This window comes from Bacillus sp. C28GYM-DRY-1 (assembly GCF_030519405.1).
Classification (GTDB): domain Bacteria; phylum Bacillota; class Bacilli; order Bacillales; family Bacillaceae; genus Bacillus; species Bacillus spizizenii_A.
On sequence record NZ_JAUMKF010000053.1, the window covers coordinates 1 to 534 of the forward strand.

At 47.0% G+C, this 534-nt stretch carries 2 tRNA genes and 1 rRNA gene; all 3 read right to left on the reverse strand.

Features of this window, described 5'->3' with window-relative positions:
- A 16S ribosomal RNA gene (locus Q3W56_RS20625) occupies positions 1–90 on the reverse strand; the annotation flags it as partial.
- 237 nt (positions 91–327) lie between these two features.
- Positions 328–403, reverse strand: a tRNA-Ala gene (locus tag Q3W56_RS20630).
- An 8-nt stretch (positions 404–411) separates the two neighbouring features.
- A tRNA-Pro gene (locus Q3W56_RS20635) sits at positions 412–488 on the reverse strand.
- Positions 489–534 lie beyond the last annotated feature (46 nt).

Genomic DNA, 534 nt, shown 5'->3' on the forward strand with positions numbered 1-534 from the left:
AGGGAGCAAGCTCCCATCTGTCCGCTCGACTTGCATGTATTAGGCACGCCGCCAGCGTTCGTCCTGAGCCAGGATCAAACTCTCCGATAAAATGGATCACAGGTTAAGTTCACCGCATCCTGCGGCGGCACCTGTGTGACCTTCGTCATGCAGGCCTTAGTTTGACTGACTACGCACATCGCTGTGCGATTTTTTAAAAATTGAATTAACAGGTACGTTTTGTCTTGTTTAGTTTTCAAAGATCATTTTGTTTGTTCACTTTGTTAAAGCAACTTTATTAGTATACAACGTTACTTCTTTTAAGTCAACAACTTTTTAAAAAACTTTTGGTGGAGCCTAGCGGGATCGAACCGCTGACCTCCTGCGTGCAAAGCAGGCGCTCTCCCAGCTGAGCTAAGGCCCCATTAAAAATGGTCGGGAAGACAGGATTCGAACCTGCGACCCCATGGTCCCAAACCATGTGCTCTACCAAGCTGAGCTACTTCCCGATTTCCTATCTATTCTATTAGAATAATGGCGCGCCCGAGAGGAGTC